General features: G+C 49.5%; 22 protein-coding genes, 1 rRNA gene and 1 other RNA gene. 21 read left to right on the top strand and 3 right to left on the bottom strand.

The genetic code is table 11. The features are described 5' to 3' along the window. Positions 1–18 precede the first annotated feature (18 nt). Positions 19–219 (bottom strand): DUF2508 family protein, encoded by a 201-nt coding sequence (locus tag MUB23_RS14935; RefSeq protein ID WP_244801454.1) that lies wholly within the window; start codon positions 217–219, stop codon positions 19–21. Positions 220–487: 268 nt separating this feature from the next. Here MUB23_RS14935 and MUB23_RS14930 point away from each other — a divergent pair, with 268 nt between their 5' ends. The 11 genes from MUB23_RS14930 to MUB23_RS14880 all read left to right on the top strand — a co-directional run bounded on the left by MUB23_RS14930 (position 488) and on the right by MUB23_RS14880 (position 11417). Further along, entirely contained in the window at positions 488–1390 is a 903-nt protein-coding gene (locus tag MUB23_RS14930) for a DUF6034 family protein (protein ID WP_244801452.1), read from the top strand. 199 nt (positions 1391–1589) lie between these two features. After that, positions 1590–1970 carry a BlaI/MecI/CopY family transcriptional regulator gene (locus tag MUB23_RS14925; protein WP_244801451.1) on the top strand — a complete coding sequence of 127 codons (381 nt, stop codon included), beginning with the start codon at positions 1590–1592 and terminating at the stop codon, positions 1968–1970. Beyond that, positions 1954–3324, top strand: coding sequence for a M56 family metallopeptidase (locus MUB23_RS14920; protein WP_244801450.1), 1371 nt, complete (start codon positions 1954–1956; stop codon positions 3322–3324). Before MUB23_RS14925 ends, MUB23_RS14920 begins: the two co-directional genes overlap by 17 nt. Positions 3325–3723: 399 nt before the next feature. After that, positions 3724–4251, top strand: a complete 528-nt coding sequence (locus MUB23_RS14915) for a peptidoglycan-binding domain-containing protein (protein ID WP_244801448.1) — start codon at positions 3724–3726, stop codon at positions 4249–4251. 68 nt (positions 4252–4319) lie between these two features. Next, complete coding sequence (locus tag MUB23_RS14910) at positions 4320–5753, top strand: DUF6034 family protein (RefSeq protein WP_244801447.1); 1434 nt, start codon at positions 4320–4322, stop codon at positions 5751–5753. Positions 5754–5888: 135 nt separating this feature from the next. Next, on the top strand, positions 5889–6653 hold the full coding sequence (locus MUB23_RS14905; RefSeq protein WP_244801446.1) for a hypothetical protein: 765 nt from the start codon (positions 5889–5891) through the stop codon (positions 6651–6653). Then, on the top strand, positions 6646–7557 hold the full coding sequence (locus MUB23_RS14900) for a hypothetical protein (RefSeq protein WP_244801445.1): 912 nt from the start codon (positions 6646–6648) through the stop codon (positions 7555–7557). The genes MUB23_RS14905 and MUB23_RS14900 overlap by 8 nt, the downstream gene beginning before the upstream one ends. 14 nt (positions 7558–7571) lie before the next feature. Beyond that, on the top strand, positions 7572–8213 hold the full coding sequence (locus MUB23_RS14895; protein WP_244801444.1) for an ABC transporter ATP-binding protein: 642 nt from the start codon (positions 7572–7574) through the stop codon (positions 8211–8213). 9 nt (positions 8214–8222) lie between these two features. Further along, positions 8223–8897 carry an ATP-binding cassette domain-containing protein gene (locus tag MUB23_RS14890; RefSeq protein WP_244801443.1) on the top strand — a complete coding sequence of 225 codons (675 nt, stop codon included), beginning with the start codon at positions 8223–8225 and terminating at the stop codon, positions 8895–8897. Then, on the top strand, positions 8894–10456 hold the full coding sequence (locus MUB23_RS14885; RefSeq protein WP_244801442.1) for a COG1361 S-layer family protein: 1563 nt from the start codon (positions 8894–8896) through the stop codon (positions 10454–10456). The genes MUB23_RS14890 and MUB23_RS14885 overlap by 4 nt, the downstream gene beginning before the upstream one ends. A 10-nt stretch (positions 10457–10466) precedes the next feature. Then, on the top strand, positions 10467–11417 hold the full coding sequence (locus tag MUB23_RS14880; RefSeq protein WP_244801440.1) for a hypothetical protein: 951 nt from the start codon (positions 10467–10469) through the stop codon (positions 11415–11417). A 22-nt stretch (positions 11418–11439) separates the two neighbouring features. Here the strand turns inward: MUB23_RS14880 and MUB23_RS14875 are convergent, their stop codons facing one another. Then, complete coding sequence (locus MUB23_RS14875; protein WP_244801439.1) at positions 11440–12657, bottom strand: hypothetical protein; 1218 nt, start codon at positions 12655–12657, stop codon at positions 11440–11442. A 465-nt stretch (positions 12658–13122) separates the two neighbouring features. Here MUB23_RS14875 and MUB23_RS14870 point away from each other — a divergent pair, with 465 nt between their 5' ends. The 3 genes from MUB23_RS14870 (at position 13123) to MUB23_RS14860 (ending at position 15932) form a co-directional block, all read left to right on the top strand. Beyond that, positions 13123–14031, top strand: coding sequence for a BRO-N domain-containing protein (locus MUB23_RS14870; protein ID WP_244801438.1), 909 nt, complete (start codon positions 13123–13125; stop codon positions 14029–14031). 317 nt (positions 14032–14348) lie between these two features. Continuing rightward, positions 14349–14759, top strand: a complete 411-nt coding sequence (locus tag MUB23_RS14865; protein ID WP_244801437.1) for a MerR family transcriptional regulator — start codon at positions 14349–14351, stop codon at positions 14757–14759. A gap of 42 nt (positions 14760–14801) precedes the next feature. Further along, positions 14802–15932 (top strand): aldo/keto reductase, encoded by a 1131-nt coding sequence (locus tag MUB23_RS14860; protein WP_244801436.1) that lies wholly within the window; start codon positions 14802–14804, stop codon positions 15930–15932. A 48-nt stretch (positions 15933–15980) separates the two neighbouring features. Here MUB23_RS14860 and MUB23_RS14855 read toward each other — a convergent pair whose 3' ends face one another. Further along, positions 15981–16667 carry an anaerobic ribonucleoside-triphosphate reductase activating protein gene (locus MUB23_RS14855; protein WP_244801435.1) on the bottom strand — a complete coding sequence of 229 codons (687 nt, stop codon included), beginning with the start codon at positions 16665–16667 and terminating at the stop codon, positions 15981–15983. 163 nt (positions 16668–16830) lie between these two features. On the opposite strand from MUB23_RS14855, the gene ffs reads away from it, so the two are divergent. The 7 genes from ffs to MUB23_RS14820 all read left to right on the top strand — a co-directional run. Further along, positions 16831–17093, top strand: an RNA gene (gene ffs, locus MUB23_RS14850) — signal recognition particle sRNA large type. A 76-nt stretch (positions 17094–17169) separates the two neighbouring features. Then, complete coding sequence (dnaX, locus tag MUB23_RS14845) at positions 17170–18744, top strand: DNA polymerase III subunit gamma/tau (RefSeq protein ID WP_244801434.1); 1575 nt, start codon at positions 17170–17172, stop codon at positions 18742–18744. Positions 18745–18755: 11 nt separating this feature from the next. Beyond that, positions 18756–19106: a YbaB/EbfC family nucleoid-associated protein gene (locus MUB23_RS14840; protein ID WP_244801432.1), complete on the top strand. Its 351-nt coding sequence runs from the start codon at positions 18756–18758 to the stop codon at positions 19104–19106. Beyond that, complete coding sequence (gene recR / locus MUB23_RS14835; protein ID WP_244801431.1) at positions 19106–19705, top strand: recombination mediator RecR; 600 nt, start codon at positions 19106–19108, stop codon at positions 19703–19705. The genes MUB23_RS14840 and recR overlap by 1 nt, the downstream gene beginning before the upstream one ends. 24 nt (positions 19706–19729) lie before the next feature. Continuing rightward, positions 19730–21961: a tetratricopeptide repeat protein gene (locus MUB23_RS14830; protein ID WP_244801430.1), complete on the top strand. Its 2232-nt coding sequence runs from the start codon at positions 19730–19732 to the stop codon at positions 21959–21961. 166 nt (positions 21962–22127) lie between these two features. Next, complete coding sequence (locus MUB23_RS14825; RefSeq protein WP_244801428.1) at positions 22128–22835, top strand: CvpA family protein; 708 nt, start codon at positions 22128–22130, stop codon at positions 22833–22835. Between the two features lie 448 nt (positions 22836–23283). Then, positions 23284–23344, top strand: a 16S ribosomal RNA gene (locus MUB23_RS14820); the annotation flags it as partial.

Genomic DNA, 23344 nt, shown 5'->3' with positions numbered 1-23344 from the left:
CGGAAGGGTCAAGGGGAATCAAGAGCCGGAGTCCATGCTTCGGACCCGGTTCAGCAGAAACTGGTATCGGAGCTGGGCGGCCTCGATCTCATGGATCGTGCAGTCCACGAGAATCGGATCCACGACCTGGTTGAGATGATTCATGGCCCTTTCCAACTCGTTTTGCGTCTGACGCAGCTCGGAGAGCAGCTGATGTCGCTCTGACTGATTTTCAATCATGCCGCGGCTCCTTTCAGAAGAAATTTCTAGTCATCTAAGTATAGTCCAGGCTGTGGGAAAGTATTCCTGGGGGCGGGATTTTTTTCGCGGCGGGAGGCGGAGGGGAAGGGGTGTTACAAAACGGTTACATTTTGGTGTTAATATAAATTATAATTGGGGGGTTTAACAATACATAATGCCATGCGGTAAAAGTGATGAAACTTCTCATCAGAAAGCAGGGAGAGATATGGAGAGAGCGAAAGTTACACTTTATGTAAGCGGATTGTGTATGATAATAGTATCTTTGATGGCTTGCCAAAAGTCCCCGGAACAAGAACTTGTTCAGGGTAAGAACGACGGACAGTTGGAGAGCGCCATCTATCAAGGGCAGGAAAGCCGGTCTGATTCAGAAATTATAGACAGTGGGAAAGAAATTACCTGGGAAGAGTTCTCCTATCAGGATGAGTTCAGCGGGGCAGAAGATACGGTAACGGTAAAAGTAGATGCTTCCGGCGTCTGGCAGACGAATCATTTGCCGGTCCTTCGCGTGCGTCCGCGTAACTTGACGGTGGAGGATGTCCGGCGGGAGCGGCTGCAGGAGGGAACGGAGGAAGACATTTATGCGTACTCGCTGGTGTACATCCCTGTTTATGAAGGGGTGGAAGTGACAAAACAGATCCAAATGTCCTCCTATCCGGATGACAGCTATGGCGCTATGTATGATTACGAAAAAGTTGGAGTCACAGTACGGGAAAATGGAATTACAGAATTTAAATGGACCGCCCCGTTAGAAGTAACGTCAGTGGAAAACGGAGACGTACAGGTGCTTCCTTTCTCTGAGATTTGCCAAAGATTTCAAAGCCAGATGCAGATTGAGTATACTCTGGGGAGGCTTTCTAGGGAAAACCCGCAGAATTCAGATTATCAAGAAGTTCTGGCGGGAATAAAGGCAGGTGAAATCCATGTGACAGATATTCAGTTTGGGTTGGTACGAATTCAGATTCCAAACAACTATGATGAATTTCGCTTGGTTCCGGCCTGGAGTTTCCGCGGGATAGAGTCTTTGGATACAGGGGGAGGACATTACTGGTATGAAGATCTGGATCAAGATGCTCTTAGCCGAACGGAGCATGTCTATCAGACGATCAATGCAGTAGACGGAACTTACATTAACGTGAGACTCGGATATTGATTTCGAGATTACTAATGGGAGGTGAGTCCCATGAACAGACAGGATTTTAGAGCATGGTGATCAAAATGTTACTGTGCGTAGTCAAATGATGGAGGAATAGAGTGAAAACGAAAAATAGACTTGCTAAAAATGGAAATTTGTAGTAATATAATTCTGTATACAAGACGAATAACGTAGTGATTTGGAGATGAAAAACGATATGGAAGAGAAAAAATTGAGCGCATGCGAATCCTTAATTATGAAGGTGATTTGGGATGCGGAGGAAGATATCTCGATTCCGGAGCTGACAGAGCAATTGAGAGTACGGTTTGATAAAGACTATAAAAGAACGACGGTTGTTACGTTCCTTTTGCGGCTATCCGATAAGGGATATGCAAAAACCTACCGAAAAGGGAAGCTTTCTTATGCACATGCAGTAAGAACGGAGGAGGAGTTTAAGCAAAAGCTGGCAACGGAAGAGACGGACTTCTGGTTTCGGGGCAGGGCGGCAGGTTTCCTTTCGGCCTTGGCTGCCAACCATAAGCTAACCAAAAAAGATGCGGAAGAGATAAGGGCGATTTTGGATGATCTGGACGACTAACTTTTTGGTAGTGCTGGTGTTGACGTCGCTTACCGGCAGCGTATTTTTATTCTTGTGGTTTTTGCTTGGTTTGGTTCTGGACCGTCTGGGCTTCCGGAATATTTTGTATACATTTTTAAAAATATTGACGATATTTTTTGTCGTTCCGGTGGTTTATCTTTTTTTCCTGACAATGGATGGAGGAGATGCGATTTATAGGGGTGTTCTCTTTTTGCAGACGCCGCAGACGGTTACAGCCATGGAGTTTTGCGTTCCCTTATGGATTTGTTTGGCGTTTCTTATGTTTATCCGGTGTGTGGTTTTGTGGATTCGTTTGCAAATTAATCTGCGAGGGTGTTTTGTCTGTGATAAAATGCAGCGAGACTGTTTCCGGGAGATATGTGAAGAACTTGGCATAAAGGAAAAGCGGGTACGGCTGAGATTTTCTTATAGAACAGAGGTTCCTTTTCTCATAGGCACGTTTCGCCCGATGGTAGTTCTGCCGGTGGGCAAGTATGACGGATCGGCGCTCAGGACAATTTTTCACCATGAATTGACTCATTATCTGCACCGGGATTTATGGCTGAAAGATGCAGCGATGCTGATATTGATTATCCATTGTTGGAATCCGGTAGTTTGGTGGTATAACATAATCGTCCGGCGCTGGTGTGAGTATGCCTGCGATTATGATGTTTGTATGAGGATGGGAGGGATGAAGGATTACTTTCAAATTATTCTGAATTGCGTAGAGGGGAACAACAGAATGAAGGGGTTTTTGAGTACTCAGCTTTTTGAGGACAAACACGAATTATTAAGGAGGGTAAAAAGAATGGAGCGTTACCGGAATATCAAGGTGAGAACGAAGGTACAGATGGGATTAGCAAGCATACTGCTGGTTGCGGCTAGCACGGTTTCAGTTTACGCAGCTTCTACGGAAGCGGCGGAAGGCTATGTGAAGTTGTATGAGGCAACTGAGGTAGAAGCGGAAGAATCTCTGATGGAAGGAAAAGAACTGATTGAATATGTGGAAACCGAAGTGAATCCGGCTATTGTGGAAGAGCTTGGGGAAACCCAGGGCAATCTAGCCAGATCAGCAGTAAGCTTTGATTGGACGGTTCCGACTGATTACATAAAGAAGACTAGTTTGTTTTCTGCAAAATCAGGCGGAAGCATTAGTGTAACAGCCTATATTGACCCGATTGATAAAGTGGTTAAAGTAGGAATTATTGAGCCAGATGGCACACGCCGATATGTGAAGGGGAGCGATACGGTCTTCCATACATTTGCGTTGGACGAATCTGGATATTACCGCGTTTATATAGAGAATGAGACTGGTACTACTGTTTATGCTTCGGGGAGTTATAACGTCCGGTAAGAAAAAGAATATAGGGGTGTTTACCCCTATATTTTAAAGATGAAACATCTACAAATAGAGTGTCGTAGTATGCGCGACATTTATTTGTGGGGATTGTAAAGCTAACAATAAATTTATACAAAAAGGCACGGAACCGTCAGACAAGCTATGACGATGAATTTACATGTATGTTTACTTTATTCATAATGGATATTGAATCCAGGTGTTTTGGATCCAATATAAGTTTCTTCGGTCTGTAAAATGAATCAGTAACCTTCATTCTATTCCATGGATAGTAATTGCGCCGGCAAAGGTTGCTTTTTCATACTAATTCTACAATGGATGAATACTGGCCAAGTTCATTTTGAAGTAGGATTGAAGTGACTTGTAAACCAAAGCGAAACAAGTAGGAGGTAACGTATGAAAAGAATGAAAGCCTTAATTGCAACAGGAATGGCGGTAATGTTATGTGTAGCCTCGTCTCTAACGGTGATGGCGTCTACGGGGTATAAGTCGCAGTGGCAGAATTTTCAGCAGATTGCCCAAGGGACTTCTTACTCCGGATATACGAAAGCCGTACAACGTATTGTAAGGGATTATAACGTAGAGTGCAGGGATCTTATTGGTGACAATGGAGGTGTAGATGGAAGTTTTGGTACTAAAACACACAATGCAGTGATAGTGTTCCAGCGCTCGAAAGGTTGTAATAAAGTTAACGGTATAGTAGGGCCGGAAACCTGGGGGAAACTTGATGATGTTCTCTCTTACTATTCCACAGAGTATTTTTCAAACGATGGAAGTTTTGATATGTATAAAGGCACTGGGTGTTATTACACAAATTTTGTGATTAGAAGAGGGACTGGATCTGGTAACTGGTCGGTGAGAACCAGTTCTGCCGGGACATCAGAAGCGACAAATGGCACCTATCAAACATTTAATTATCGTTAATGCCGTTTGACTTTTACCGGGGCCCATAAGATTTTTATGGTGCCCCGGTAACCAGTTTGGAGGTAAAAATGCGTAGTGATAATTCCTTTAAATTGTATTCCCTTTTAATGATTCCGATATTAACTTTATTATTAACAGGCTGCCAAGCAAATCCAGAAGATGAGATTGTTGCGGGTAAAGATGCGAAAAAATTTGAAGCTATCTTGCAAGCTACAGAAGCCATAAATTCAACAGAGCTCTCAACGGATGTCAGCGTAAATGAGTTTCCATATAAGATGGAGTTTAAAGGAAATACAGGAGCAATAACTGTTAAAGTGAATGCTGATGTGAAAGCATGGACCGGAAATTTACCAGTTTACCGGGTAGCTCCCCATATTATTAGCCAAGAAGATGTACAAAAATGGGCTGAAATATTTTTTGAGGGAAATCCTGCTTATGATAAAAGAGGGGAGATGTCAAAAACAGAGATAGAAAATTATATTTTACAGCTTAGGAGTGAAATGAATGATGAAAGCTTGCAAGCGGAATATGGAGAAGATCCGGAAATATTGAACGCTGCTAAAGAATATTATTTGGAACAGTTGGCCTTATATGAAGAACTGTATAAGACGGCGCCGGTAACAGTAGAGAGGAAGGAGACAAGCTGGGAATTTCACCCCTCTACTTACTATGACACGAAAATCGATTTAAGCCTGAATAGCGAGGAGGAACAGGAACTTGACAAGACTCAAAAACTAAAAATTGAAGCGGACATTGGAAATAGTATTTATGAAATTTGGGCGACAAACCGTCAAGCAGATGATTTTATGCGGCAAAGCATCTGGTTTACGATACCAGATGAAAATTATGAGTGGGAATATCTGTCATATAGTGAGGAAAGTGCAAAGGTGCTAGTTCAGGACACCTTAGAAGCACTGGGAATGAATAACTGGAAGATATATTCCTGCACACCTATAGAATTAGAAAACCATGTTGCTTATTATCACATTTTATGTCAAAATTCTTATGATGGATTTCCAGTTACAGTACTTCCACAGCTGGAAAATATTGGTGGAGAGGAATATGCGGCAAGGTATTATTATGAGAGTCTGGAATTTGATGTAAGTAACGGAAAAATAGGTTTTGTTGCTTGGGAAAGCCCGATGGATCAGATTGCAATTGAGAATCAAAATGTCTCTACCCTGTCATTTGAAGAGATTATGAAACGTTTTCAGACTCAGATGGAGGTGCAATATACCGAGAATAACATTGGCGAAGGAGAGTTGTCTGAAAACGAAAATAGAAGGTATTTGATTCAGGTTAATCGGATTGAACAAGAATTGGTTCGAATTAAGGTTCCTGACAATGAAAAGGAGTTTTATCTTGTCCCTGCCTGGAATTTTTATGGAACTATCAACGGCCAGGAAGCAGAAGAAGAGGGGGGGATTACAAGCTTGGACTCTCCATTGTTGACATTGAACGCAGTGGATGGCACAGTAATCAATACCTATTTAGGGTACTGAATTCCCATCATGCAATAATTTCTCCATACTAAGTAACAACTCAGATGCAATTCCCTGCTAAACTCTTATTAATAAACATAAGACAGTTCGACATCTATGCCATTATCAGGAAGAACAGGGGATGATTGAAAGCATATGAAAACAATTTTTACCACAAACCTAAAACAAGCACTTCGTTCCCCAGGCTTTCTCCTGGGCGTACTGGTCATTCCTCTTTTCCTGTTCCTCTCCCAGCTGGACACTCTGGTAAAGCTTTTCCAGTCTGAGGATCCTCAAACCTACGGCAATTTCCTTCAGTTCATCCTGGATGGTCTGAAGGGCAACACCATGTCTTTCCTGATGCCGATCCTCTGCGCCCTCCCCTATGCCGCCAGCTTTGTGGAAGACGTGCGGTGCGGCGTGATCAAATCGATCTTGCCCCGGACCACCAGGCGGGGATATCTCTGGGGAAAAGCCGCGGCCTGCGCGGTCTCCGGCGGCCTGGTGCTGGCGGCTGGCATCGTTTTGTCCGGCGGCCTGTCCTGGCTGGTTCTGTCGCCTCTGGAAAAAGCGGCGGAGGAAGGCATGAGCCTTCAGCCGCAGATCTTAGAGTTGCTGCAAAAGATCCTGCTTTTCTTCTTCTCCGGCGCTTTTTGGTCTGTGTTCGGGGCCTGGACCGCTACGTTTACCGGAAGCCGGTACGTGGCCTACACCGCGCCGTTTATCTTTTACTATCTTTTAATCATTCTGTATGAACGCTATTTCCCTTATGTGGTGCTGTTCTACCCTTTGGTCTGGCTGAATCCGGGAAACGGCTGGTTCGCAGGTATCCTTGGCGTGATCTTGTGGGTCGGCGAGCTGCTGGCGATCGGGATGGTTTTGTTTGTGCTGTCTGCGGAAAGGAGGCTGGAACGTGTTTAAGAGATTTTTCCAAAGGCTCCGCCAAATTGGGGCCGTGGCCGTCTATAACTTCCGCCAGTGGCATAAAAATCCGAGAATCATCATCACCTTTCTTCTTGCCTTCATCCTCTGTTTCCTGCTGTCGGATAAGGCTGTGAATTTTGCCAAGGAGCACGACACCATCATGCAGATTGTGGAACCCTTTGTCTGGACCTTTGGGGACAGCAACTCGATTCTGCTCTCCTCCATGCTGCTGATCCTGCTCTTTGCGGACATGCCCTTTCTGTCGGCCGGTACGCCGTTTTACCTGATGCGGATCGACCGGAAAACCTGGGTTCTGGGGCAAGGGCTGTATATTATCAGCGCAACCGCGATTTACCTGACCTTTATCCTGGCCGCGACCAGCCTGGTCTGCATGACAAACGCTTTTCCGGCCAATATGTGGAGCAAGACGGCCGCTATCCTCGGCTACTCCGGTGAAGGGGAGGCCGTGGCCCTTCCGGCGCTGGTAAAAACCCTGGAGATGAGCAAGCCATATCCATGTATGGCGACGATTTTTCTTCTCATGCTTTTATACACCTTAGTGATGGTCTTCCTGATGTTATTTTTTAATATCTGGAAGGGCCAGGTGGCGGGAGTCATCTCTGTTTTCGCTTTCAGCGTGTCCGGTTTTTTGCTGAATCCGGAGAACCTGAAGAACCTGTTCCGGCTGCCGGATGAACTGGCCTATAAGGCCAGGGTTTGGGTCGGTTGGGCGTCCCCGCTGAATCAGGCGACTTACCATATGCACAACTTCGGGTACGACCGGCTGCCCAGGCTTTGGCAGACCTATCTGATATTCGGAGGGCTGCTGCTGATTTTGATGGTTCTGAGCCTCTGGGCAATCAGACGGTACAGCTTCCACTTCCGCGGAACGGAAAACTAAGGGGGGACGGCATTTTGAAGACAGTGATTCAATTAGAGAATCTCTCCAAATCGTTTGGGGAAGATTTGGTGTTAAAACAAGTAAACCGGGAATTTGAAGAGGGAAAGATTCACGGGATTGTCGGAAACAACGGTTCCGGCAAAACCGTGATGATGAAGTGTATCTGCGGTTTTTTGCAGCCCACGGAAGGGCGTGTGTTTGTGAACTTTCAGCAGGTGGGGAAAGACGTGGATTTCCCGAAGGATGTGGGAGTGATCATTGAAACGCCGGGATTTCTTCCGAACCTGAGCGGCCAGAAAAACCTGGAACTTTTGGCTTCTCTCCAGAAAAAAATCCACCGGGGCGTGGTCCGCGATACGATCCGCCGGGTCGGCCTGGATCCGGACAGCAAAAAGCCGGTGGGGAAGTATTCTCTGGGCATGCGGCAGCGGCTGGGAATTGCCCAGGCGATCATGGAGGACCCTTCTATACTAATTCTGGATGAGCCTTTTAATGGGCTCGACAAGCACGGCGTCGCCCAGATGCGGGATTTGATTAAAGAATTGCGAGTGCAGGGGAAGACGATCCTCCTCGCGAGCCACAATCAAGTTGATATCGATGAACTTTGTGACACGGTCTGTGAAATGGACGCCGGTGTGATGACCATGGTGCGCTGAGGAGGAATTATGGAAATTTTGCGGGCGGAAAAAATCGTACAGTGGTTTCCTCCAAACCGGCGGATACTGGAAGAAGTTGACCTTGTGGTTCAAGCAGGCGAATCCGTCTCCGTTTTGGGCGGACCGGGCAGCGGGAAGACACTGCTCATGGAAATCTTGTCCGGTTTCCGGACGCCCAGCGCAGGGAGAGTATATGTGCTGGAAAAGGAGCGGACGGGCGCGGACCGGGGAGCTGGGGAGGCCTTTCGGAGAAAGCATCTGGGGATATTGCCCCGGAATCCCGGATTTTTGCCGCTGCTGACATTGGAGGAAAATGTTGCGCTGCCGCTTATACTAAAGGGAATGCCGGGAGTAAAAGCAAGGAAACTAGCCAAGGAGCGCCTGGAACTTTTGGGGCTTCGTTCTGTGCGGGGGAGACTTTCCGGGCAATTGACCGCCCTGGAAAGCAGTTTCGGCAATATGGCAAGGGGAACGCTTCACGGGCCGGAACTGGTGCTGGCGGACGAGTTTACGGCAGATTTGACGGAGGCGGAGGAGGATAAAGTCTGGGATTTATTTCCGGCGATTCTTCGCCAGGGGAATATGACGTTGATACAGACTGCGGGCTGCCGCCGGACTGCCGGGCGGACCTTGCGGAGCCTGACGCTTTACAATGGGAAATTGGAACAGGGGGATAGCATATGAGGACGAGAGGGATCAAGTTTCTGGCGGCGGCTGTGTGTGCAGGAATGCTGGCGGCAAGTTCGCTGGTGTGGGCGGAACCGGTTGGAGGTGATCCGGCGGGAGGAATCGATTCCGGCGTGGACAAAGACCAGGGAGATGCCGGACAGGATAAAAGCCAGGGGGACGGATCGGATTCTGGATCGGATAAAACCCAGGCGGGAGAAGGGGATTCCGGAGCGGATGACGAACCGATTGAGCAGTTGACCTTCTCCATCGACGACAGCCATCGGTATGACGCCATGGGAAGCAGTTATCAGGCGGGCTACCTGCCTGCGGTGGAAAATGGAATCGCTGTGGTGATACTGCCTTTGACAGCCGACGGTCCGGTGCGGGGAAATTCCGTGATGATTACTCCGGAGCTTGGCGGGACCGAGGGGAGTCCCTTTGTCTATCGAAACTATCAAAAGACGGTGACGGAATCGGTACAGACCGACCTGGATACCGGGGAAGCGCGGACTCTGTATTTGGTTCGTTTAGACCTGGAACTTTCCGGAGACCGGTACAACGGCGTATATCCATTGGTGCTGAACCTGACGGCCAAGGATGAGAGGGGACAGTCTGTCAGTCAGAGTTTCACCACGTATGTCACGGTGACGGACGGAAAAAGCACGGATGTGCCGGTGACGGAGCCCCAGGCGCCAGAGGAGACGAAACCGGAGTCACAGCCTGTCTTGTTTGTCGAGAAATACACGGTCACCCCCGGCACTGTGGAGGCCGGGCAGGAATTTGAAATACGGGCGGTCATCAAGAATACCAACAAAAAGCAAAAGGTGCAGAACCTGACCCTGACCGCCACAACGGACGCGGAAGGGCTGACGCTTTTGGATGACAGTAACATTACTTTCTGGGAAAAGCTGGGGAAAGAGGAATCCAGGGAGCTGGTGCTGCATTACCGGGCGGAATCCTCAATTGCAGTGGGAAAATATCATGTGCAGCTGGCGATTTCTTATGACAATGAGAATGCGATGACCCTGTCCGCAAGCGGAACGATGGACATTGCCGTGACCCAGCCCATGCGTGTGGAGGGCACGGTGCCAACCGTGGCGACTTCCGTGAATGCCGGCGATACGATCACACTCAGTTTCCAGGCGGCCAATATGGGAAAGAGCGCCGCTTACAATGTGCGGTTTGAGCTGGACGCCGCTGGTTTGATCCCGACCGGGAGCGCCTTTATTGGAAATCTGGAAAGCGGATCCGCCGGGGAGGCCCAGATGAAGGTATTTGTCGGAGCGAAGAACATGAACCGGGATTTGGCGGAGGGGGAAGAGCTTTATGGCCAGACCGGCGGGACGATTACGCTGATCTACGAGGATGAAAACGGGACGGAATACAAAGAAGAGTCCTATTTTAACACAAAGATCAACGAACTGGTGATTTCGGCTGGGTCAGAGGTCCAAAAAGAAGAGGAGAACCAGACCAGCGCCTGGTGGATTTCCATTGCAATCGGTGCGGTTGTCTTGGCAGGACTTGCTGGAATCTTGATCTGGAAAAAGAAGAAGGCGGTTCAGGAAGAAGAGTAAGGGGCGGCATATGAATGGGATAGAACGGATCCGGCTGGCATTTCGAACCTTGCCGGGATGGCAGACACTTCTCTCGGTGGCCGGGATTGCCGCCGCTGTGGTCTGCCTGACCATCGGCGGGCGCGGATATGCGGAGATCTTAAAAGAAAAGTCACAGCCGTGCGAAGTCAAAGGGACCATGGCGGCGAACAATGAAGCTTTGGAAAAAATTCGGAATCTGGAAGAAGTTCTTTCCATCAGCCGGATCGAGGAGACGGAGGGTGTGCTTCTTTTTGATGATTATCAATCTCAAGTTCGTCTGATCGGTGTGGACGCCGGATATTTAAACGGGAAATGGCAGATGGGGGAAGCATATCCGAACGAGACGGCCATGCCCTATGTGGTCCTGAACGAGGCGGCTGTAAAAGGCTTTCAGGATAAAAAGAAAGCAAGGATTCCGGAGGATAAGCAGCCGGACTGGCTGTCGGACAGCTTTCAACTGGAAGGCTTAAAGACGGAGCTTCGGGTCTGCGGCATTTTAAAGGACGGGGCCGAGGATGCCAGAGCCTACCTGAGCCTCAGCCAATGGATGTGGATCCAGGGCGGCGGTCAGGAGGAAGAGGAGGCCCTGACCTTCTGGATTCGCCTGAAAAAGGAAGGCGTAAAAGGGCAGGCAGTCAAAAATTTAACCTCTCTGGGTATGCAGATGACGGATCAGGGAGAGGCCCAGGATGCGGAATGGTCCGTCCGAATCGAACGGCAAGTCCTGTATCTCGGCGTGGGAACCTTTGCTTTTCTCTGGTCGCTTCTTCTTTTTGGCTACCAATTACGTTTGGGCGCTGTGCAGAGGAACCAGACCGAACATGTCCTGGTATGGATGGGACTTCATCTGAAACGAAAAGTGATTTTCTGGCAGTGGGGAATCGTGGTGCTGTTGGGCGGAGCGATCGGGTTTTGCGCCGGATGGCTTTTGGGGGCGTGAGATTACCGCCCCCGGTTTCTTTTTATTTCGCTTCCGGCTCCTCCGCCTGTTCCTGCTTCGGCACGAACGCCTCCACTTTCTGCTCTTCCTCCACGGCGGTCAATATCTCTGTCTTCGGAGCAGGCTCTGCGGGAGGTTCCACAATTCCGATCGGTGTGCCGGCGCGAACCAGTTCCTGCGCCTCCGTGATATTGGCGGCCTGCCCGGAAGAGATGGCCTGGATCAAGGCGTCCAGCTTTTCTTCCTGCATAAATTCTTTCCCCAGCAAAGGCTCAAATCGTTCCGCCAAAATCATTGCGGTTTTCCGCTGGCGGTCGCGGTATTCAGCCAGCTGTTCCGAGGAGTGGTTGTAATCAGATTCTAACTGAGAGATCCGCTCCTGGTTGTTCTCCGTGATCTCCTGAGTGATCAACACTTTTCCGGAATTTTCAAAATTGGTCAGCGCTTCCTGTTTTTGATTGGCAATGTCCACTTTATCCTGTTCCAGCTTTTGTATTTCCCGGTCAAACTTTTCCAGGCCGTACATTTCCTCGTTCTTATCTTTTTTAATCGCGTTCTTGATCGCCTTGATTTTTTTCTTGTTGGCGGCAACGGCATTCCGGTTTTCCCGGCCCTTTTTCAAAGCTTCCAGATGGCGCACTTTAATTTGGTTGTTCAGGAAAAAGTAGAGCCCGCCGAAGCAGAAGATGTCCACTAAGTACAACAAAATCAACACAATCGTGCTGTCCACGCCGATCAGTTGGTAAATTCCCACCGGAACGCCGAAAAAGCAGACGGCAAGGGTGAGGATAAAAACCAGAATTTCCTTGATTCCTTTTGTGTAATACAGAGAGTAAAAAAACAGGGAATTACAAAATCCAGGCACCCGGTCCTGCCGGAACACGGTTTTGATCTCCGTATTCAGACGGCGGTTTTCCTCAATCAGGTCCGCGGTTTCCTCCGCAATCCGTTCTTTTATCCCTTCGTTTTTGGCTTTCTCCCGCTTGTTTTTTACTTTTCGCAGATGGCCCTGGAGCTCTTCAATCTGAGAATCATAGCTGTCCGTGATCTCTGCTTTTCGCTTGCGGATCGTCATCTCAATGCTGTCGGCCACCGCCTTTTTTTCGGAGAACAGCGCTTTTTCCAAGCGCTTTGCCTGCAGCTCTTGTTCATCCGTCACCGCCTGGGCCCGCCGCATCTGAATGACCGCTGCCTTGGCCTCTTCCAGAAATGTAATATTGTCAACACCAGCTTCCGCCATGGCGTACCTCCTTGAGATATGAAATTTCTATAAACAAGCATATCACAACATTTTCGGGATGTACAGACAGTTTTCCGGTTCTCTCGCCTTTTTTCGACGAAACCTATGATTCTCTGACCTTTTGGTCCGCCTACTCCCTTTTTCTTATGAATCATAGTATGGCTGTGACGCCTGCTTCTGATTCTTACCGGTGGGCCGGAAGCCGCCGGACATTTGACATATTTTTGTGAATGTTAAAAAATCCAAATCGAATCATGCGGCTCTATTGAAAAACCTTGTGACGGTCTATCGACAAATACATATACTTTAATTTATAATGTTTTTAGGATTTCGGGAGCGCTGAAATCCAACCGGTTACAATGTGTAACCGGTTGGCGGCCGCTTCTTTTAGGCCAGTCTTTAAATTACATATTAATAAAAAGAAGTGTCCACAAAAATCGTACAGTTGAAAGAGAGGTACATAGCATGGGAGAGTTGAAAGACAACATACAGCTTTTTGAAGATAGAAAAATTCGCACGGCATGGGATGTGGAAAAGGAAGAATGGTATTTTTCCGTCGTTGATGTCATTGCCGTTTTGACAGACCAGCCCGATCATCAGGCAGCCCGCAACTATTGGAAAGTTGCCAAAAAACGTTTGAAAGACGAGGGAAATGAAACGGTTATAAACTGTAATCGTTTGAAAATGACCGCTGCTGACGGCAAAAAACGCTTAACGGATGTTGCCGACACCGAACAGCTTTTGCGCATCGTCCAGTCCATCCCGTCGCCCAAAGCAGAGCCGTTTAAGGCTTGGTTAGCGAGGGCTGGCAGGGAACGCATTGAGGAAACGATTGATCCCGAACAGGCCATAGATCGCGCCCTTGAAACCTATTTGAAAAAAGGGTACACAGAAGAATGGGTACATCAGCGGCTTCTGGCAATCCGCATCCGAAATGAACTGACCGAAGAATGGCAAAAGCGCGGTGTGGAGAAGGGTAAGGAATACGCCATCCTCACCGACGAGATCACCCGCGCATGGGCTGGCATGAGTACCGGGCAATACAAGCGGTTGAAAGGCTTGAAAAAGGAAAACCTGCGGGATAACATGAGCGACTTGGAGCTTGTGTTGACGATGCTTGCGGAAGCGACAACTACAGGTATTTCAAAGCAAGAGCAGCCTACGGGTTTTGAAGAAAGCCGCAAGGTAGCGCAGCGCGGCGGCGGCGTAGCAGGCCGCGCACGGAAAGATATTGAAACGGAAATGGGGACGCCTGTCATCACAGCGAAGAACGCGTCAGACTTTCGGCAGCTTATCACCGACATTGTAGAGGATGTGTCGGTGTTGCCGGAAAATACGGCGCAGGACGGAAATAAAAGTAAAAAAAAGGATTAATGTCGCCCTTATGAGTTTTCTTTCCAACTTAAAAAATTGGTCTTGAAACCTTGACAACACCCGCGTTTAATGACGTAAAACGATGTTTTTCATGGTTTCTGTGCATCGCGCAGCGTGTTACCGTTCATGGAATCACGTTTTTTACGGGGTTATGGATGTAACATTATTTTCGGGAGAAATTGCATAAAACTCTTGACTTGGAGCCCACTCCAGGTGTTACACTTCTATATAGAAAGGATACCAAGACCGGCGGCTTTTTTAGCAGCCTAATTTTGAATACCAAAGTCCGGCCGACAAAATAAAAAGGAGGCAGAGATATGACGATTGCTGAGGTCAGCAAAAAATTTGAGCTATCTGCGGATACGCTGCGGTACTATGAACGGATCGGCCTGATACCGCCTGTTCCCCGCACAAAAAGCGGAATCCGGGACTACGATGAGGAATCCTGCCGGTGGATTGAGATGATGAAATGTATGCGGAAATCCGGAGTGCAGATCGAAGCCCTCATCGAATACGTTGCCCTTTTTTATCGGGGAGAATCGACGGCGGCGGCCAGGAAAGCAATTTTGGTGGAGCAAAGGAATCAGCTGATTGACCGCATGGCAGATATGCAGGCATCTTTGGACCGCCTGAACAATAAGATCAAAAACTATGATGAAAAAATTTTGCAGGCGGAGAATGACCTGCAGCAGCTCCACGATTCAAAAAAATTAGAGAAAGCTGTTTGACAGACCCTTTCTCACAGAGAAGGAAAACGGAGGAAAAGGAAGATGATCTATAAGGAATTTCAGGATTTAAAGCTGTCCGGTCTGGGTATGGGGACCATGCGCCTGCCTGTGATAAACAATGAAAATGGGAAAATCGATGAGGAGGAGACGCAGAGGATGGTGGCCTATGCGATGGAGCACGGTGTCAATTACTACGACACCGCCTGGGGCTATCACGAAGGACAGTCTGAGGTGGCCATGGGAAAGGCGCTCCGGGCTTATCCCCGCGAAAGCTATTATCTTGCCGATAAGTTTCCGGGATACGATCTGGCGAACATGGGCCATGTGGAAGAAATTTTTGAAGAGCAGCTGAAAAAATGCGGCGTGGAATACTTTGACTTCTACCTGATCCACAATGTCTGCGAGATGAACATCGACGCCTATCTGGACGAAACGTACGGGACGATGGAGTATTTGCTCCGGCAGAAACAAAACGGCCGGATCCATTATCTGGGATTCTCCGTCCACGGCAGCTATGACGTGACAAAGCGTTTTCTGGAAGCCTATGGAAAGTACATGGAATTCTGCCAGATTCAGCTAAACTATATTGACTGGGATTTCCAGGATGCAAAGGCCAAATTAAAACTTCTGGAAGAGTACCGGATTCCAGTGTGGGTCATGGAACCTCTGCGGGGCGGAAAACTGGCGAACCTTCCTGCCGGGGCGGCGGAAGCGTTGAGAGCGCTGCGGCCGGAAGAGAGCGTGCCGGCCTGGGCGTTTCGGTTCTTACAGACGATTCCGAATGTCACGGTCGTTTTGTCGGGAATGTCGAATTTTGAGCAGATGCAGGCGAACATCCGCACCTACGAAGAGGAGAAGCCTTTGAATGAGGCGGAGTTTGGCGAGCTGCTTAAGATTGCCGGAGAGATGGTGCAGCAGATCGCTCTCCCCTGCACCGCATGCCGCTACTGTACGAGCCACTGTCCGCAGCAGCTTGATATCCCCTCCCTGCTTTCGCTCTATAACGAGCATTGCTTTACCGGCGGAGGATTCTTCGCGCCCATGGCTTTGTCGGCTTTGCCGGAGGATAAACAGCCGGGGGCGTGCATCGGCTGTGGAAGCTGCGAGGCGGTATGTCCTCAGCAGATTAAGATTTCAGAGGCCATGGCTGATTTTGTGGAAAAACTGAAATAAGAGACGAACCCGGAAGCGCCTGCCGTCTGGAAGCGCTTCCGGGTTTCTTCATCCAATGCCGCGCAGCGCGGTGTTCGGCACAAAAGGAAGGACCAATTTCCGGAGCGTCTCCATAAAATCTTCGGATGGAGAAGTGAATCTTCGGTCCAGAACGTATTCCGAGTCTTTGTAGGCCTGCAGATAGTAGGCCTTTGCCCCGCGGATCCATTCGCCTATTTCCGGAAAATCCGCTTCTTCGTGGAGTTCTGGCACAACCGTGGTCCGAAACTCGTAGTCCACCGTCCCTTTAAGGAGATAGGCGGCGCTTTCTTCGATACGATCCAGGGAGAGCTCCTCCCGTCCGGCAATGGCGGCGTATTTGCTCTTCGGACCTTTCAGGTCCATCGCCACATAGTCGACGATTCCCCTCTCACAGAGTCTCCGCAGGATGTCCGGCTTGTAGCCGTTGGTGTCCAGTTTCACCAGGTAGTCCATTTCTTTCAGCTTTTCAATAAATGTTTCCAGATCCTTTTGCAGCGTCGGTTCCCCTCCGGTAATGCAGACGCCCTCCAGCATTCGTCTGCGTTTTTTTAAGGTTGAGAGGATTTCCTCCTCCGGAAGCGTGTCCCCCGGCAGGATCAGTTCACTGTTGTGGCAAAACGGACAACAAAAATTACAGCCTCCGGTAAAAACCGTGGCCGAAAGCTTCCCAGGATAATCCAATAAAGTTAGTTTTTGAAATCCACCAATTTTCATATTAATACTATAACACAGACTTTTTCGGAAAGAAAGGGCGAAAAAAACAGGAGATTTTGTCGGATCTCCGGCTTAAAGAAAAAATCATTTGACAGTCGACCTATCATGACGGTATAATAAGAAAGCGGGAATTTGCCCGCACAACAAATAAGCCATAAAGTTTCCGCGCAGCCGGGGAGTTAGCGGTGCCCTGAACCTGCAATCCGCTATAGCAGGGGTGATATTCTGCCTAGGATTCTTATTTGTGGGGCTGCCCTTTGTAAGTGACGTTGATGTTCTGGTCTCACGCAACGGGAATTCGTGAACCGTGTCAGGTCGGGAACGAAGCAGCACTAAGCGAAACCTTCCGTGTGCCGTGAGGGCGCCGGGGCTGAGTTAACTGCAGAGGTAACGCCCATGGAGAAGAATACAAAGCAGAATGCGCGGATTTTTGTTAAGCTACGAGCCGTGTTCTCACTGAACCTGGCACGGCAGGACTAGCGCGGAGGAGGCCCTATTTACCATGTCCTACACCGCCCTCTATCGAAAGTGGCGACCGGCTGAATTTTCCGATGTAAAAGGCCAGGAAGCCATTGTCACAACATTAAAAAATCAAATTACCACAGGGCGTATTGGTCATGCGTACTTATTCTGCGGCACCCGCGGAACCGGAAAGACCACGGTGGCGAAGATTTTCGCAAAAGCCGTGAACTGTGAACGCCCCATCGACGGCAGTCCCTGCGGCGAATGTCCAACTTGTCTCGCCATGGAGTCAGCCGCTTCTATGAATGTGGTGGAGATCGATGCCGCTTCCAACAACGGCGTGGATAATATCCGGGAAATCCGCGATGAAGTTCAATACTCCCCTGCCGAAGGAAAATATCGTGTATACATTATCGATGAGGCCCACATGTTATCAACAGGGGCCTTTAATGCGTTATTAAAAACACTGGAAGAGCCTCCGGCCTATGTGATTTTTATTTTAGCTACCACGGAGCCCCACAAAATTCCGGTGACGGTTCTCTCGCGCTGCCAGCGCTATGATTTTAAGCGGATGACCAGCGATGTCCTGGTGGACCGGTTGAAAGAGCTGGTTGCCTATGAGAATGTAGAAATTGATGAAAAAGCCCTCCGCTACATTGCAAAAAAAGCGGACGGGGGCATGCGGGACGCGATCAGCCTGCTGGATCAGTGCATTGCGTTTCATATTGGAAAGCCGTTGTCCTATGAGATGGTCCTGAATGTGCTGGGGGCCGTGGACAATGAGGTGTTCAGCCGGTTCCTCCGCCATCTGGCGGCATCGGACACCACGAACGCCCTGCTCCAGGTGGAAGAAATTGTGATGAGCGGCCGGGAGCTGGGACAGTTTGTTCAGGATTTTATCTGGTATATGAGAAACTTGCTTCTGCTTCAGACCTCAGAGGTCGGCAGCGAAGTGCTTGACTTGACCGAGGAAGATTGGCTCCGCCTGCAAGAAGAGGGACGGATGATTTCCCCGGACGCCTTGATCCGCCTGATCCGCCTGTTTTCCGAGCTGTATAATCAGATGAGGAGCGGCGTCGGAAAGCGGGTCCGCCTGGAAGTTGCCGTGATTCAGGCGACCAGGCCGGCCATGGAGCAGAGCTTGGATGCAGTGATCGCCCGCTTGGAGACCTTGGAACAGAAAGTGGCGGAAGGCGTAACGGTTCCGGCGCAGGCTGTCAGGCAGGAAGCGGCGGCCGCTGCCCCGGAAGTGATTGCGGAAGCTGCGGAGCCGGTGATTCTTCCCCAGGCTGAGTGGGAGGATTTGAATCTGATTCAGCAGGAGTGGCCCAGGATCTGCGGCAGTTTGGAGCGGATCGCCACGCTTTCTCTGGCGGGAACGCGTGTGGAGCCGAAAGGCGCCGGTTCCCTGTGTGTGGTATTTTCCGATAACCTGAATTTTAATATGAGTAAAACCGTCGGAGCGCTGGAACAGGTGAAGGAGTTCGTGGAACAGTCCTACCAAAAGACTCTGACCTTTGATGCTAGGCTGGCCGTACACGATGAAACGGTGCCTGCCTATGTCAGCGATGCAGATTTAGCTGTATTCCATACGGAGATCGAAATAGAAGATTAGGAGGTTTTGTTATGGCAAGAAAAGGTGGCTTTCCGGGCGGAATGCCGGGAAATATGAATAATTTGATGAAGCAGGCTCAGCGCATGCAGCGTCAGATGGAAGAGACGACAAAAGAATTGGAGCAGAAGGAGTATACGGCGACAGCCGGCGGCGGCGCCGTGGAAGTTGTGGTATCCGGGAAGAAGGAGCTGATCTCCGTGAAACTGGCGGAGGAAGTGGTGGATCCGGAGGATATTGAAATGCTTCAGGACCTGATCGTTGCCGCGGTGAATGAGGCATATCGCCTGGCGGACAGCGAGTCTCAGAATGCAATGAGTAAGCTGACCGGCGGACTGGGCGGGCTGGGAGGTCTTGGTTTCTAATGGATTACTACAGCACCCGGATTAATTCTTTAATTGAAGAGCTGTCAAAGCTTCCGGGCGTCGGCCCCAAATCTGCGCAGAGACTGGCTTTTTATCTGATCAATCTTCCCACGGAGGCGGTGGAAAAGCTGGCGGGCACCATGCTGGACGCGAAAAAAAGCGTGCGCTACTGTGAGAAGTGCTGCACGTTGACGGATGCAAAGCTCTGTCCGATTTGCAGCAGTCCGGCGCGGGACGCTTCGACGATCATGGTCGTGGAAAATCCGCGGGATCTGGCCGCATATGAAAAGACGGGACAGTATGAAGGCCTGTATCATGTGCTGCACGGCGCGATTTCTCCGGCACTTGGAATCGGCCCGGCCGATATCCGGCTGAAAGAACTGATGCAGCGCCTGCAGACCGAAGAAATTTCCGAGGTGATTATCGCGACGAACTCCAGTCTGGAGGGCGAGACGACTGCCATGTACATCAGCAAGCTGATTAAGCCGACCGGAATTAAGGTAAGCCGGATCGCCAGCGGCGTGCCGGTGGGGGGAGATTTGGAATATATTGATGAAGTAACATTGTTGCGGGCTCTAGAAGGGCGCGTGGAGCTATAAGAATCTTACCTTTGGGGTGAAAAAATGGATAAGAATACTTATAATATCAAAGCGGATAAAATACAGAAGCTGGTCAATAAAAAGGATTATGTCACAGCGGCAAAGATTGCGGATACCATTGATTGGAAACAGATCCACAGCCTCCGGATGCTGACCACCGTGGCCACGGCCTATGAGAAGACCAGGCAGTATGAAGCTGCGATGGATATTTTATTGATGGCTTATGAGGAAGCACCCTCTGGCCGCAGGATTTTGTATAAGCTGGCGGAGAATGCGATTTATGCAGGAGCGCTCCAGGACGCGGAGCAATTTTACAAGATGTTTTTAGAGGAGGCTCCGGACGACAACAGCCGCTATATTCTGCGTTATCTGTTGGCGGACGCAAAGGGCGAGCCTTTGGATAAAAAAATTGCCATTCTGGAGACATATAAACGCAAGGAGTTTGAGGAGGAATGGGCTTTTCAGCTGGCGGTCTTGTATTACAAGGCCGATTTGAAGGAAAAGTGCATTTCGCTTTGTGATGAAATTATCCTGTGGTTTGGCGTTGGCCCATATGTAGATAAGGCGATGGAACTAAAGGAAAACTATGTGCCTTTGACGGAAGAACAAAGGGCGCGCCGGGAAAACCGGGAATATTATGAGCAGAATCTGCGCCGCGTGGCAGAAGAGCTGGAGGAAGCGCAGAAGGCGGAAGAGCCGAAGCAGGAGGAGACTCCGGCATATGGCGCTGGAGAAGCCGAGGCTGTCTTTGATTCTGACGGCGAGGAAGATCTGCCGAGGGTTTCCTATACGGATGATTTTGTCAGCGGTTTTGATGAGGCTGCTTTTGAGAAAGAAGAGCCCGGCTTCTATGAAGAAGAATTTTATGAGCCGGAACCGGAAGAGGGCGGAATGACGAAAGAAATTCCTGTCCCCGAACCGGAGGACGGATTGGAGGAAGAAATGAAATCAGACGCGGTGGAGCCGTTTTCTGGTTATGAGGATGTGACCGGCCTGGATATCGATCTGCATCCGGACGACCCGGTAACCCATGACAATCGGACGGTTATGACCGAGGATCCGGAAGTGGCCCAGGAACTGATGGCGGTGCCTGTGGCGGAGGATGAAGAAAGCGAAGAAATGTTCCTGCCCAAGGAAGAGGGGGCCGTGGAGGAAGAGGAGGAGGAATCGCCGTTCCATCTTCACAGTTCCAAGCCGGTGGTTCTGGAACCGGAGATCCCCTATGAGGAGCCGGCTTTGACCGGGGAGGAGGCGGAAGCGGAGCCTCAGCAGCTGGAATTTTCGTTTGACGATTTTGATGAAGAGCCGGAACCTGAGCCGGAGCCTGCTCCGAAGAAACGGAATTACCATCAGCCGATTTATATTGCAACCCATACGTCTGCGGAGGGAATCAATTTAGCGGTGGATGCCCTGCGGAAAACTTATGAGGAGAAGGACGAGACCATTTCTCAGGTGGCGAAAATATCCGGAGGCCGCTTAAATGCCAAAGGGCTGATTAAATCCCTGCCCAATCTGAAAGGGAAAGATTTAATCATCGACCATGCCGGAGAGGTAAACGACGATATTTTGGAAGAACTGCTGCGGGTGGAAAAAGATCTGGAGCCTGAAAAATATTTTGTGATGCTGGATACCCCGGAAGCTCTGACCGAGCTGCAAGCCCGTTTCCGCAAGGCGGAGAGCGCAATGTCTGCCCTGGAGGACTGGCGGGATCTAAAGCCGTTCCGCAGAACGGATCTGCCGTTACCGGAGGAAGAAGAGATTCCGCTGGAACCGGAGCCGGAGGGACCGCTGCCTCAAATCCACTTTACTGCCGAGGAGAAGCCGAAGGTTCGGGCGGCCCGCAGCCGGGAAATCCCGGCAGAGGAGGTAAAACCGGCGAAACGCCCGGTGCGTAAGGTGGAAACACCGGCGCCGGAGGAAAAGCCCATCCCTGTTATGAAGAGACGGGAGGCTTCGAAGCCGGAGAAGCGAGGAACGGATGAAAACGCGCCGATGAGCGAGGCGGAGTTTTTGGAGTATGTCAAGCGGTATGCCGAGGATATCGACTGCGTGATCGAGGAAGACGGAATGCTGGCGGTGGAGGATGAAATCGACGCGATGAAGCAGGAGGGGATCCCCCTGACTATGAAAGAGGCTGAGGAAATGATTGAAGACGCGGCCGACGCGGCGGAAAAGCATTCTTTGACAGGGCTATTCCGATCGAAATATGATAAAGAAGGCAGGCTGATCCTAAAGGAGAAGCACTTTCAGTATTAAGCGGCTTATGCGCTGCATTTCATGGTAATCATTTGCCATTCTGAGCCCGTTTTTGGGCAGAGAGACCGTTTTTTGGTTTCCTGGGTAGAACATGCCCTCAGAATGGCATCTTCATTTCTGCAACGCGAGGACAGGCGGATTTGGCTTTAAAACGGGGGATTGAGCAATGGAAATGGGTTTATTGATTTTTGTGGGGGCGGTTTTAGCGCTGGCCACGCTGCGGGGTTGGTGGAAGGGTTTTTTAAAGACGGCGCTGGGGATGCTGGCGTTGGTCCTGGCTTTGGTTTTTGTGGTGCTGTTCAGCCCGACGGTCAGCCGTCTTTTGAGGACCGAGACACCCCTCTATGAAAAGACGTCGCAGACCATCGAAGAAGTGATGGCGGAGATGCTGGAAGTAAAAGCGGAGGAGACGAAAGAAGAGCAGCAAAAGGCTTTGGAAAATTCTTCCCTTCCCAATGTATTAAAAGAGACACTTTTGGAAAATAATAATGAAGGGATGTACCAAATGTTGGGAGTTGACAGCTTCCTCGGATACGTCAGCAAATATTTAGCCGGAGTTGTCGTGAACATTTGCGGCGTACTGCTGACTTTTGTGCTGTCTTTTGTGATCCTTCGTTTGGCGTTCCTGCTGCTGGGAACGGTTGGGAATCTGCCGGGCATCCATCTTTTGAATAAGATAGGAGGAGGCATACTGGGATTTTTCCAGGGCCTGGTCCTGATCTGGCTGTTCTGTTTTCTGGTTACCGTGTTTTCCGGAACTTCGCTGGGACAGGAGATGCTGCAGACCATTGAAAAAAATTCTCTGCTCAGCATGGTCTACGACGGCTGCCTTTCCCTTGGGAACGTCTTGAATCTGGGAAAAACGTTCCTGTAAGACATCGCCGAAGGCGGAAAGGATGGCGTCCGGAATGACGCCTCGAATGCTGCCCGGCGGAATGTTGTCGCAAAGTGTTTCTAGGGAGAAAGCGTCGAACCACAAGAGATTGTGGAAGAAATTGGAAGGTACACAAGACGCCAAAAAAATCCGAAATTTTTCGGGAAAAATGGTTGACAAAGGCGTTTCCTCGTGGTAGTCTATAGAAGCTCCGCGAGAGCGGCGCAGAAAAGCAAAAAAAAAGTTGAAAAAAGTTCTTGACAGAGCGAACCAAATATGGTAACATTGAGAAGTTCGCCTCAGAACAAAACAACACAGAACCTTGACAAATGAACAATGTATCCAACCCCGAAAATTCGAAAAGAATTATTCGGAAGAACAAAAACCTTTAAAAAGGTAAAGACGGAAAGAATTAGCTAGCAAGTTGATTCTGGAAGGAAGCAAACTTAAACATGAGAGTTTGATCCTGGCTCAGGATGAACGCTGGCGGCGTGCTTAACACATGCAAG

Source organism: Cuneatibacter sp. NSJ-177, from assembly GCF_022867805.1.
Lineage (GTDB): Bacteria > Bacillota > Clostridia > Lachnospirales > Lachnospiraceae > Pseudolachnospira.
The sequence above is the reverse complement of the archived record's forward strand: the minus strand, read 5'-3'. Positions and strand labels throughout refer to the sequence as shown.

What these genes read in the sequence shown, in the direction of transcription:
- MUB23_RS14935 (WP_244801454.1), bottom strand. Translation starts at nt 219, where the DNA reads ATGATTGAAAATCAGTCAGAGCGACATCAGCTGCTCTCCGAGCTGCGT.
- MUB23_RS14930 (WP_244801452.1), top strand. Translation starts at nt 488, where the DNA reads ATGATAATAGTATCTTTGATGGCTTGCCAAAAGTCCCCGGAACAAGAA.
- MUB23_RS14925 (WP_244801451.1), top strand. Translation starts at nt 1,590, where the DNA reads ATGGAAGAGAAAAAATTGAGCGCATGCGAATCCTTAATTATGAAGGTG.
- MUB23_RS14920 (WP_244801450.1), top strand. Translation starts at nt 1,954, where the DNA reads ATGATCTGGACGACTAACTTTTTGGTAGTGCTGGTGTTGACGTCGCTT.
- MUB23_RS14915 (WP_244801448.1), top strand. Translation starts at nt 3,724, where the DNA reads ATGAAAAGAATGAAAGCCTTAATTGCAACAGGAATGGCGGTAATGTTA.
- MUB23_RS14910 (WP_244801447.1), top strand. Translation starts at nt 4,320, where the DNA reads ATGCGTAGTGATAATTCCTTTAAATTGTATTCCCTTTTAATGATTCCG.
- MUB23_RS14905 (WP_244801446.1), top strand. Translation starts at nt 5,889, where the DNA reads ATGAAAACAATTTTTACCACAAACCTAAAACAAGCACTTCGTTCCCCA.
- MUB23_RS14890 (WP_244801443.1), top strand. Translation starts at nt 8,223, where the DNA reads ATGGAAATTTTGCGGGCGGAAAAAATCGTACAGTGGTTTCCTCCAAAC.
- MUB23_RS14885 (WP_244801442.1), top strand. Translation starts at nt 8,894, where the DNA reads ATGAGGACGAGAGGGATCAAGTTTCTGGCGGCGGCTGTGTGTGCAGGA.
- MUB23_RS14880 (WP_244801440.1), top strand. Translation starts at nt 10,467, where the DNA reads ATGAATGGGATAGAACGGATCCGGCTGGCATTTCGAACCTTGCCGGGA.
- MUB23_RS14875 (WP_244801439.1), bottom strand. Translation starts at nt 12,657, where the DNA reads ATGGCGGAAGCTGGTGTTGACAATATTACATTTCTGGAAGAGGCCAAG.
- MUB23_RS14870 (WP_244801438.1), top strand. Translation starts at nt 13,123, where the DNA reads ATGGGAGAGTTGAAAGACAACATACAGCTTTTTGAAGATAGAAAAATT.
- MUB23_RS14865 (WP_244801437.1), top strand. Translation starts at nt 14,349, where the DNA reads ATGACGATTGCTGAGGTCAGCAAAAAATTTGAGCTATCTGCGGATACG.
- MUB23_RS14860 (WP_244801436.1), top strand. Translation starts at nt 14,802, where the DNA reads ATGATCTATAAGGAATTTCAGGATTTAAAGCTGTCCGGTCTGGGTATG.
- MUB23_RS14855 (WP_244801435.1), bottom strand. Translation starts at nt 16,667, where the DNA reads ATGAAAATTGGTGGATTTCAAAAACTAACTTTATTGGATTATCCTGGG.
- dnaX (WP_244801434.1), top strand. Translation starts at nt 17,170, where the DNA reads ATGTCCTACACCGCCCTCTATCGAAAGTGGCGACCGGCTGAATTTTCC.
- MUB23_RS14840 (WP_244801432.1), top strand. Translation starts at nt 18,756, where the DNA reads ATGGCAAGAAAAGGTGGCTTTCCGGGCGGAATGCCGGGAAATATGAAT.
- recR (WP_244801431.1), top strand. Translation starts at nt 19,106, where the DNA reads ATGGATTACTACAGCACCCGGATTAATTCTTTAATTGAAGAGCTGTCA.
- MUB23_RS14830 (WP_244801430.1), top strand. Translation starts at nt 19,730, where the DNA reads ATGGATAAGAATACTTATAATATCAAAGCGGATAAAATACAGAAGCTG.
- MUB23_RS14825 (WP_244801428.1), top strand. Translation starts at nt 22,128, where the DNA reads ATGGAAATGGGTTTATTGATTTTTGTGGGGGCGGTTTTAGCGCTGGCC.